The following is a 10837-nucleotide window of genomic DNA, read 5'->3' on the forward strand; positions in this document are numbered from 1 at the left end:
TATATTATTTTATCCGATTAAAATTCGTTCTTTCGGATAATGTATGAACTCCTCATTCGTTGCTAATTTTCTAAATGTTAAAAGGAATGTAATAATCCCAACTCTCCCAATAAACATCAAAATCATTAAAATACATTTACTTAAAGAAGATAACTCTTCTGTTATCCCTAGAGATAGTCCTACCGTACCAAATGCGGAAGTTACTTCAAAAAATAAAGATAATATGGAAGCTTCTTCGATAAGCGATAATACAATTAAACTTACGAAGACCATCATAATCGCCACAATCATCACTGTTACAGCTTTTTGTAAATCTTCCTCATATACTTCTCGATTAAATAATTTTAAATTTTTACCACCACGAATAAAAGTAAGTAAAAATATGACAACGAGTGCAAATGTAGTTGTGCGAATTCCCCCACCAGCACTACTAGGCGAGGCCCCAATAAACATTAAAAATGACATAAATAAATGGTTTGTTTCTGATAACATGGATACATCCATCGTCGAGAGCCCAGAACTCCTTGTTGTAACAGATTGAAATAATGCATAAAACAAAGATTCATGCCAACTCTTGCCTTGAAAAAAATTTGATCGATCAAATAAATAAATAAAAATAGTCCCTATTATAATTAAACTAAAAAACGTAATCGATGTTACCTTTGTAAATAAGGTAAAACGAAATTGTCTTTTTCCCTTTTTATCTAAAAACAAATATTGTTTTACTTCGACTAATACTGGAAATCCAATTGCACCAAATATAATTAAAAACATAATTGCGGACTGAACGAAATAATCATTTGCATAGGGCATAAAAGAATCATTCGTTAACGTAAAACCCGCATTTGATAAAGCACTAATCGTACTAAAAAAACCATTCAAGTACGCATCTTTCATCGTTGGAAAATACGGGATATAATAGGTACCTAATAAAAGCACAAAGATTGTTTCAAATAATAAAACAATTAAAATAATTTGTTTAATTAAATGTACCATCCCACCAAAAGTCGTTTGATTTTGGTCTTGCATAATAAGGCGTCTTTCAGATAAACCGATTTTCTTCCCGATAATTAACCATAGGAATGTGCTTACTGTCATGATACCTACTGCACCTAAATGTAAAATAATCGCGATAAAAATGATACCTGTCGTACTGAAACTATCTCCTACAGAAATGGTAGTTAACCCTGTTACACTTACAGCACTAACTGCCGTAAATAGAATATCAATAAAAGGAATATGGACGCCCTCTTTGTACGCAACAGGCAATGATAAAAGAATCGTTGAAAATATAATTGCCAAACCATAAAAAATGATCAATAACTGTGCAGGAGATAATTTATGTAATTTATTCAATACTTTTTGTTCATCTGCCATCCTTTTGCACCTTACTTTTCTTTATAATATTCCTTTATTTTATATCATTTCCTTAAACTTTTTCAATAAAGATTCTCCTTGATATCCTTGGTTTAAAATCTCTCGTAGCATTTCTTCAATCCGGCTTTTATTATCGACTACTTTCCCTTGGAACAAGACATTTAATTTATCTTCACCGATGTCATTAATACTAATGATTTCAGTAATGAAAAATGCAGGATCATTATCTACACGTGTTATTTTTGCTTGAATCATAATCTCTTCAATATGTTTAATCGCTTCGAAATAAGGTTTATAAGAACGATCTACAAAAGCTTCGACAAGCCAACCAATTTCATCTTCTCGATTAATAACTAATCCATCATGAATTTTTATTTTCTTTTGGGCAATACCATCTTCTTCATTTGCCACTATTTCTAAATCTTTTAATTTAAATGTTTTCATCAACGATTCCTCCTTCTTACTAAAGTATGTCAATTATAGTCACTTGTCAATATTCAATCCATTTTTTAAAATTATCGCATAAAATTCAGCCATTCGAACAATATAAACATACAAACAAAAGGAGAAAAGGTGTATATGAAATGAAAAAAATATTTGTTTTATCGCTATCTTTATTGTTTATTACTCTTTCTGGCTGTATGAACGATAAACAACCAACTAATTTAGAACCGACACGTAGTGACCCATTATCATTAATGAAATTATCATCTAAAGGAATGACAGATCAACAACCTGCAATGGACGCGAAACAATTTTTAAGCAAAGAAGAAGCATTGTCACGTGTTCGCGCAGTTAATTATAAGGATGAGTTATTCATCGCAATTGAAGTAGATAATTTTCAACGGTTTAATTTAAAGGATATCGAAAAAGATGTTCGTAAAAAAATTAACAACAAATATAAAAACTTTAATGTCACAGTTGTTTCTGATGAAAAGCTCGTCATTGAATTGAAAAAGTTAGAAGAACAAATTGAAAACAACAATATAACAAATGAACAGCTCGGCAAACGAATCGAAGAATTAAAAAAACTTTCAAAAGAACAAACATAATTTGGAGGAAGAAGTATGTCGAATAAACAATCTAAATATGAAGCATATGAAAAAAAGACGAAAGAACATGAACCGAAACGTCCGATTTTCCTCAACTGTTGCAAAGCGTTTTTAATTGGCGGATTTATTTGTTTCATCGGGCAATGTATAGCAACTTTTTATATACATTATTTTGACTTTACAGAAAAAACGGTTGGAAATCCTACGGTTGCAACCCTCATTATCATTACGATGTTTCTAACAGGATTTGGTCTTTATGAAAAAATCGCTCAATTCGCTGGAGCAGGAACTGCGGTACCTGTTACAGGATTTGCAAATGCCGTTATTTCCTCCGCTATTGAGCATCGACCAGAAGGATTTATTTTAGGTGTTGGATCAAATATGTTGAAATTAGCAGGTCCTGTTATCGTTTACGGAGTTTTTTCAGCTTTTTTAATCGCATTGTTTAAAACCATATTACAAATGATAGGCATTATTTGAGGTGAATGATATGATAACCGGGAAAAGTACGTGGACTTTTTCTTCCTACCCAGTCATTGTAAGCAGTGGGGTTGTCGTAGGAAAAGAAGAAGCAATAAGCAATTTAAATGGACACTTTGATGAATCGTTCGAAGATATGTTCGTCGATGAAGATTCATATGAACGTGCACAAGAAGTATTATTAACGAAAGCAATTGATTATACAATTAAAAAGTCGCCTGTGAAGAAAAAAGATATTCAATTTTTCATTAGTGGCGATTTAATCAATCAAATTACACCAACTACATTCGCTGCCAAAAAGCTTAATATTCCTTATTTCGGTTTATATAGTGCTTGTGCAACATCTACGGAAGGATTAGCTTTAGCAGCTATGATGTTAGAGCAAAATGGAGCCAATTACATATTAACAGGTACGGCAAGCCATTATGCTGCAACCGAAAGACAATTTCGCTTTCCAAATGAATATGGTGGTCAAATTCCACCTACTGCACAACGAACGGTTACCGGTGCAGGAACAATTCTTTTAGGAAAGGAAAAGCAAGGATTGGCAATCACCTCGGCAACTATTGGGAAAGTAATGGATTATGAAATGACTGATCCATTTAATATGGGAGCTGCCATGGCTCCAGCAGCCGTAGATACCATTCGTCAACACTTACAAGACCGTCAAATTGATGCAAATTATTACGATAAGATTGTAACTGGTGATTTAGGAGCAGTTGGACGTGCTTTAACAGAAGATTTATTAAAAAAACATCATATTACATTTCAATCGAATCAATTTATTGACTGTGGTGATTTTTTATATAAAAAAGAACAAAACATGCAAGCTGGTGGTAGTGGTGCTGCTTGTTCTTCTGTCGTAACATATGGGTATTTTTTAGAACAAATGAAGGTAAATAAAATAAATAAATTATTATTCGTTGCGACTGGTGCCCTTCATTCCCCATTAACAGTCCAACAAAAGCGAACCATCCCATCTATTGCACATGCCGTTTCTATCGAAAGGAAGTGAAGATATGTTATTCTTTTGGGCATTTATCGTCGGTGGACTTATATGTGTGATCGGTCAATTAATGATGGATGTTGGCAAATTAACTCCTGCCCATACATTAACGACACTTGTCATTGTCGGTGCACTACTAGATGGTTTTGGATTGTATGAACCTTTAATTGATTTTGCTGGAGCTGGTGCTACTGTTCCGATTACAAGCTTTGGAAACTCACTCGTACATGGTGCTCTTTTAGAGGCAGAAAAACACGGAATTATCGGCGTTATTACGGGAATATTCGAAGTAACGAGTGCAGGTATATCTGCAGCAATCATATTCGGTGTCTTTGCCGCGATATTCTTTAAACCAAAACAATAAAAGCTTTCACGTTCATACATATACTGTGGCTGAAAGATGTTGTGACCGACCATAGCCTAAAAGGGACACTGAACGATCTCCTTGATGCACCACATCCACACACGCATTCTTGCAACTTTAGGTTATATTCTTGCAACTTCGGGCCGTATTCTTGCAACTTCGGGCCGTATTCTTGCAACTTTGGCACATATTCTTGCAACTTCAGGCCGTATTCTTGCAACTACCTTCTTTCCTTACCTAGAGGGATTTCAAATGCACAAAAAGGAATTCCAGTAAAAATGAATTTACTGAAATTCCTTTTTCTCATTCACTTTCGTTTTAATATTTTTTGTATCGTAACCTTCCAAAACCTTTACATACATTTTTTGTTAACATTAACTTATTGCAATCGCAATTTTCCCAAATTGATCATTCATTTCTAATAGTTCCATCGCCTCTTTTACATGATCTAGTTCATATGTATGACCAACAACCGGACGAATTTTCTTTTCTTCCATCAGAGTTAATAATTCCTCTAGTTCTTCCCTCGAACCCATTGTCGATCCTATTATTTGTTGCTGTGCATAGAAAAATTTTCGAATATCAATGTTAACGATATCTTCTGTCGTTGCACCGAAAACAACCATTCTTCCACCATGACGCAATACATCTAAAGATCGGTTAAATGTCGCCCTTCCAACACTATCGATTACAAGGTCTATTGATTCATTTTGAAGTGCTCCTACCCAATCATCATTCGTATCTATCGCAATGTCTGCGCCAATTTCTAATGCCGCGTCACGCTTCCGTGCACTTCTAGAAGTGACAATTACTTTCGCACCGAGCGCTTTTGCAAATTGAATGATATAAGTTGCTACACCGCTACCTGCACCAGGAATAAATACGGTTTCGCCTTCTTTTACTTGTCCTTTTGTGACGAGCGCTCTGTAACCAGTTAAAGCCGCTAAAGCTAATACGCCCGCTTCCTCCCATGATAAATATGCTGGTTTATGTTGTAACTGTTTTTTGTCAATGACAATTTTTTCGGCTATCGTTCCGTGATCAGGCATTCCTAAAATATCAAAACCTACTGGTGGTGCATCACTATTTTTATCCCACCGTAATGCTGGATTAATGATTACTTCATCTCCAGGCTTCCAGTTTGTCACGTTTTCTCCTACCGCATCGACAATTCCTGCACCATCCGATCCTAAAATTAACGGTGTATCTTCATTTCCGACTCGACTCGGAATATATAAATCACGTCTATTTAATCCTGCAACTTTTAATTGAACAGAGACATCATCTGGTCCAAGTACCGGTGTTTCTATTTCTCGTACATGTAATTGTCCGTTTTGTAATACTAATGCTTTCATATTTATCACCTTTCCTTATTGTAAATAAGATGCAAATTGTTCTAAATGTGTTGAATCATTCATATCGTGTGAAAAAAATGGTACATACATTAATTTCTCACGTGTAAACATCTCTTCAATTTGTTGTAGATATTGTCGTTCATGTTTTTTTCTTTGCTGAAAGAACGTTCCATCTTCCACATCGGGAAGTACTCGATTAACAATTAATGTGGATACAACTAAATCATATTTTTTTAATAATTGAATCGCATTATCTGTTTCTACAATCGATAATTTTTCTGGATTGAGTACAAACATAAATGCTGTTTCATCCCCATTCAACATGATTTCACGCGCTCGTTTAAACTTAGCTTGTCTTTCTTGTAATACATCAAATATTGGATCATCTATCGGTTCCCCATCATGTAATAATCGAGTATAATTTTCTCTCGTTTTATGACGTTTTTCTAATAAACCTTGAATCCATATTCCCATTATTTCAGGTAAAGACAATAAACGAATCGTATGTCCAGTCGGAGCTGTATCAAAAATAACTTTATCGAATGCCTCACTCTCTTCTATCATAATGGATATGAGACGATCAAACAAGGCAGCTTCATCCGCTCCCGGTGATGCTTGTGCCGTATCCAGTTGTCGATGCACTTCTTCCATCATCGTCGGCTTAACGACCCCCTTTATATTTCCTTTCACAGTTTCAATATATTTTTTCGTTTCATATGCAGGGTCAATTTCTATCGCATATAAATAATCATTTATTTTTGTTTTTTTCGGACCTATTTTTTTATGAAAAATATGCCCGGTATTATGGGCAGGATCTGTCGATACGAGTAATGTTTTCTTTTGTTCTTTTGCCATCTTCCAAGCCAATGCCGCGGATGTTGTAGATTTTCCTACACCACCTTTCCCGCCAATAAATACGATTTTTTTATCTACCATCTTATTCCCCCCTTTAACAACAACGAAAGCCTGATAATGGTGAGTGGTCCATCCCCATTCGTAAATGCCAATCATGAAATTCTTCTAACATATACGGATATAATTCTAATGTATAATAATAAACCGGATTCGGAATGCCAATCATTTCTGAATATAGAAGTAAGAAAAAAATATCATCCTCATCTCTTAATTCTCTCGCAATTTCCCCTTTATGTGGTAAACTGATAACTTCCTCATAATACTGAATAAGCTTTTTTAATTTATCCAACATTTTTTTCACCCTATTCATGGAAAAAAGAGACTGTAAAAGCAGTCTCTTTATCCTATTTTATCTTGATCAATAGATGTACCATCATTTTTTCGTAAAGCAGAAAATGCCGTTAAAGAAATCCAAATAGCAAAAACAAAAATAATCGCTCCGAAAACAAATAATAAATTATTTTGATCTGAGCCTATCCAAGACCATTCATACACGACTTGTTGAAACATCGCAATTAAAGTTGTACCTAAAACGAAAAACATCGGTACAAGTACCGGAACATAATTACGTCCTAATCGTTGTAACCAAACTGCTACTAGCAATAAACTAATCGCAGCTAATAATTGGTTCGCCGTTCCAAATAGTGGCCATAAAACATACCCCCCTGATCCAAATCCATTTGGACCTTCAGGTAATAACACAAGTGCTGCACTAGAAACAACGGCTACAGTCGTTGCAACATGTTTTTTCTCTAAGGCTGGAATATTGTACTCCATTCCAAGTTCCGCAATAATATAACGCATTAAACGTACAGATGAATCTAATGTCGTTGCTGCAAAACTTACGACAATAATCGACACAATGGTCGTCGCAATTTCAGTTGGAATCATTAATCCTTCAGCTAAATTTGCAGCTCCTAATACGAAATTTCCTAAACCAGTTCCATTCGCTTCAGCAAAACTACTATACGTCCCTAAGAACTCTTCCTTACTAGAAAATAATGTTGCTACAGCTAAAATAGAAATAAGTGCTAAAATCCCTTCCCCTACAGCACCTAAATAACCTACCATTCTAGCATCCGTTTCTTTATCTAATTGTTTAGAAGAAGTACCAGATGACACTAGACCGTGGAACCCTGATATGGCACCACATGCAATGGTAATAAATAAAAGTGGAAACCATTGTTTGTCATCTACCGAATTTGTGACCGGTGCAGAAATGGTCGGATTCGTAAATAATAAACCTAAATATAAAATTCCTAAACCGACGACTAGTTGGTGTGAATTAATAAAATCTCTTGGCTGTAATAATTTCCATACTGGTAAAGTTGATGCAATATACACATAAATCATTAAAATCATAATCCATATAAAAAATGCGGTTCCAACTGTTGATAGACCGAATAAACCAGTCCCTTCTTCTCCTCCCATATAACGGACAAGGTCAATTTGTAAAAATTGATATTTACTCGCTAAAATTGCCGCTACATACATAATAACTAATGCAATTAGAGAAGGTACTAACATTTTCTTCTGACGTTTATACACGGCATATCCAATCCATACTGCCAATGGAATTTGAATAAATACAGGTAAAACGCTAGATGGATATGTAATAAATAAATTAGAAATTACCCAAGCAAATACGGCATTTACCATCAATACTAAAATAAGAATAATAAATAGAAATAAAATCTTTGCACGTTGTCCAATTAATTTGTCAGCAATGGTTCCAACAGACTGTCCTTTATTTCGAACAGATAATACCAATGTTCCAAAATCATGGACCCCTGCGGCAAAAACAGTTCCTAACAATACCCAAAGTAATGCAGGTAACCATCCCCAATATACTGCAATCGCTGGTCCTAAAATAGGCGCCGCTCCTGCTACAGACGTAAAATGATGTCCCCATAAAACGAATTTATTTGTCGGCACAAAGTCTACGCCATCATTAAATTGATGTGCTGGTGTTTTATAATTCGGGTCTAGTCTAAAGATTTTCTCTGCAATATACTTTGAATAATAGCGATACCCTAAGGCTAAGACGACCATTCCAATGATTGCTACAAGAATTGCATTCAAACTAATTCCCTCCTATTTAATTTTTCTTATTTATCCTATTGTACACTCCTTTCTATTTTTTGATTATTCACACATTTGTAACAACTATATTAGCATATTTTTTTCGTTATGCAACTATACCCATATCATATGACACTGTTTATACTTTTATGTAGGGGTCAACTAGTATAATAATTAGCAATCATCGATCATCTTCCAAAACGATGACTAGTTCTTTTGAGATAAAAAATCCCCTAAGAAAAACAGATTTGTCCATAGAATCTGTTTATCTTAAGGGAAACAAATTTTAACTTTATTTTAAGCTTTTAATAATGATTCAAATTGATTTAACTTTTCTTCAAATACCGCTAATGCAGATAAAACGGGTGCTTTTTCCGTCATATCGACACCTGCTTTTTTGAGTACTTCAATCGGAAAGTCACTACTTCCAGCCTTTAAATAATTGATATATCGTTCTACTGCTGTTTCTTTTTCTGTTAGTATTTGATTTGCTAACGATGTTGCAGCAGCAAAACCCGTTGCATATTGATATACGTAATAATTGTAATAAAAATGAGGAATACGTGCCCATTCCAATCCAATTTCTTCATCAATCATAATATTTGGCCCGAAATATTTTTTATTTAATTCATAGTAAATTTCTGTTAACGATTGAGCTGTTAAAGGTTCTCCGTTTTGATCACGTACATGAATATCATGCTCAAATTCTGCAAACATCGTTTGACGGAACACGGTTGCACGGAATCCTTCTAAGAAATGATTCAACACAAATAACTTTTCTTTCTCATCTTCTAAATGATCTAATAAGTATTCTGTTAGCAATACTTCATTACACGTCGATGCTACTTCTGCTACAAAAATCGAATAGTTTCCATAACGGTACGGTTGATTTTTTCTCGTATAATAACTATGGACGGAGTGACCTAACTCATGTATCAATGTGTAAATATCATCTAGTTTATTTTGCCAATTTAATAAAATAAATGGATTTGTATCGTATGAACCAGATGAATAGGCTCCACTTCGTTTTCCTTTATTTTCTACCACATCAATCCAACGATGATCGAATGCTTCCTGAACAATAGCAACATACTCTTCGCCTAACGGTGCTAAACTCTTTAAAACGATGTCTTGTGCTTGTTCATAGGTAAAATTCATTTTAACCCCTTTCACAAGCGGTGTGTAAATATCGTACATATGAACTTCATCTAAATCTAAAGCTTCTTTACGTAATTCTGTATATCGATGTAATAATGGAAGTTTTTCATGAATTGCTTCAAGTAATTGATCATACACTTTTTCAGGAATATTGTTGCTATCTAAAGCCGATTGCCTTGCTGAGTCATACTTCCGTACTTTCGCATAAAAATTATCTGTTTTAATATTTCCACTTAAAGTTGTAGCAAATGTATTTTTAAAGGACCCGAATGTATCATACATCGCTTTAAAAGCATCTTGACGAACTTGGCGATTGTCTGATTTTAAAAAGTTAACATAACGTCCATGTGTTAGCTCAACTTCTTCTCCTTTATCGTCTTTAATTAATGGAAATGTTAAATCAGCATTGTTCAACATGCCAAATGTTTGTGATGGGGTAGATAATGCTTCAGATGCCTCTGATAATAACATTTCCTCTTTTTCACTTAATACATGTTCTTTTTGTCGTTCCATTTCATCTAATACTTTTTTATATAAACGTAGTCCTTCATTCTCTTCTAAAAACTGAGCAATTTTTTCGCTATCAATTGTAATAATTTCCGGCACTACATAACTCATTGAACTGGAGTAATTTGTCATTAACATTTCTGCACGTTGATTCATCGCCTGGTACGTTGCATTTGTCGTATCCTCGTCATAACGCATCCTAGAATATGCATATAATTTTCCGAAACGTGCGGATAAATTATCCTGTAATGTAAATAATTCATACAAGGTATTTGCAGAATTCCCTAATTTACCTTGAAATGCAGTTACTTTGGGTATTTCTTCTTGAAGTGCTTGAAATTCCTCTTCCCACTGTTCATCTGTAGCAAAAATAGAAGTTAAATCCCATGTTAATTCAACAGGAACATCTTCCCTTTTCGGTAATTCTTTCGTCATTTCAGCCATCATCAATTCCTCCTATTATAAACGTCACAAAGAATGCTCTATATGTTTTTTATTATACATGAAACCTAGTAAAAGTTCATAATCCCCGTCGAGGGCC

The 10837-nt window shown here is 34.4% G+C and carries 12 protein-coding genes; 4 read left to right on the forward strand and 8 right to left on the reverse strand.

From position 1 onward, the window contains the following. Nucleotides 1-9 precede the first annotated feature (9 nt). The gene (locus WKT09_RS11715) at nt 10-1377 is read right to left on the reverse strand and encodes a TrkH family potassium uptake protein (RefSeq protein ID WP_340416194.1); all 1368 of its coding nucleotides are present in this window, start codon (nt 1375-1377) and stop codon (nt 10-12) included. 39 nt (nt 1378-1416) lie between these two features. Further along, nucleotides 1417-1821, reverse strand: coding sequence for a YwpF family protein (locus tag WKT09_RS11720; protein WP_340416195.1), 405 nt, complete (start codon nt 1819-1821; stop codon nt 1417-1419). A gap of 140 nt (nt 1822-1961) precedes the next feature. On the opposite strand from WKT09_RS11720, the gene WKT09_RS11725 reads away from it, so the two are divergent. From WKT09_RS11725 to spoVAE, 4 genes are read left to right on the forward strand one after another with little or no spacing between them, the layout of a single operon-like run. Beyond that, entirely contained in the window at nt 1962-2429 is a 468-nt protein-coding gene (locus WKT09_RS11725; protein WP_340416196.1) for a YhcN/YlaJ family sporulation lipoprotein, read from the forward strand. Nucleotides 2430-2444: 15 nt separating this feature from the next. Further along, nucleotides 2445-2909: a stage V sporulation protein AC gene (gene spoVAC / locus WKT09_RS11730; protein WP_340416197.1), complete on the forward strand. Its 465-nt coding sequence runs from the start codon at nt 2445-2447 to the stop codon at nt 2907-2909. Between the two features lie 10 nt (nt 2910-2919). Further along, nucleotides 2920-3924: a stage V sporulation protein AD gene (gene spoVAD, locus WKT09_RS11735; protein ID WP_340416198.1), complete on the forward strand. Its 1005-nt coding sequence runs from the start codon at nt 2920-2922 to the stop codon at nt 3922-3924. Between the two features lie 4 nt (nt 3925-3928). Beyond that, on the forward strand, nt 3929-4279 hold the full coding sequence (gene spoVAE / locus WKT09_RS11740) for a stage V sporulation protein AE (RefSeq protein ID WP_340416199.1): 351 nt from the start codon (nt 3929-3931) through the stop codon (nt 4277-4279). Here the strand turns inward: spoVAE and WKT09_RS11745 are convergent. The 6 genes from WKT09_RS11745 to pepF all read right to left on the reverse strand — a co-directional run bounded on the left by WKT09_RS11745 (nt 4263) and on the right by pepF (nt 10740). Beyond that, nucleotides 4263-4499, reverse strand: a complete 237-nt coding sequence (locus WKT09_RS11745) for a hypothetical protein (RefSeq protein ID WP_340416200.1) — start codon at nt 4497-4499, stop codon at nt 4263-4265. The genes spoVAE and WKT09_RS11745 overlap by 17 nt on opposite strands. Nucleotides 4500-4653: 154 nt before the next feature. Continuing rightward, nucleotides 4654-5634 (reverse strand): zinc-binding dehydrogenase, encoded by a 981-nt coding sequence (locus WKT09_RS11750; RefSeq protein WP_340416201.1) that lies wholly within the window; start codon nt 5632-5634, stop codon nt 4654-4656. A 15-nt stretch (nt 5635-5649) separates the two neighbouring features. Beyond that, on the reverse strand, nt 5650-6570 hold the full coding sequence (locus tag WKT09_RS11755; RefSeq protein WP_340416202.1) for an ArsA family ATPase: 921 nt from the start codon (nt 6568-6570) through the stop codon (nt 5650-5652). Between the two features lie 13 nt (nt 6571-6583). Beyond that, nucleotides 6584-6841 carry a cory-CC-star protein gene (locus WKT09_RS11760; RefSeq protein WP_340416203.1) on the reverse strand — a complete coding sequence of 86 codons (258 nt, stop codon included), beginning with the start codon at nt 6839-6841 and terminating at the stop codon, nt 6584-6586. A 47-nt stretch (nt 6842-6888) separates the two neighbouring features. After that, on the reverse strand, nt 6889-8631 hold the full coding sequence (locus tag WKT09_RS11765; protein ID WP_340416204.1) for a carbon starvation CstA family protein: 1743 nt from the start codon (nt 8629-8631) through the stop codon (nt 6889-6891). Between the two features lie 297 nt (nt 8632-8928). After that, a complete protein-coding gene (pepF, locus tag WKT09_RS11770) occupies nt 8929-10740 on the reverse strand; it encodes an oligoendopeptidase F (RefSeq protein ID WP_340416205.1) in 1812 nt (603 codons plus the stop codon). Nucleotides 10741-10837: the final 97 nt, after the last annotated feature.

The organism is Pseudogracilibacillus sp. ICA-222130, from assembly GCF_037892545.1.
In the GTDB taxonomy this organism is placed as follows: domain Bacteria; phylum Bacillota; class Bacilli; order Bacillales; family Amphibacillaceae; genus Pseudogracilibacillus.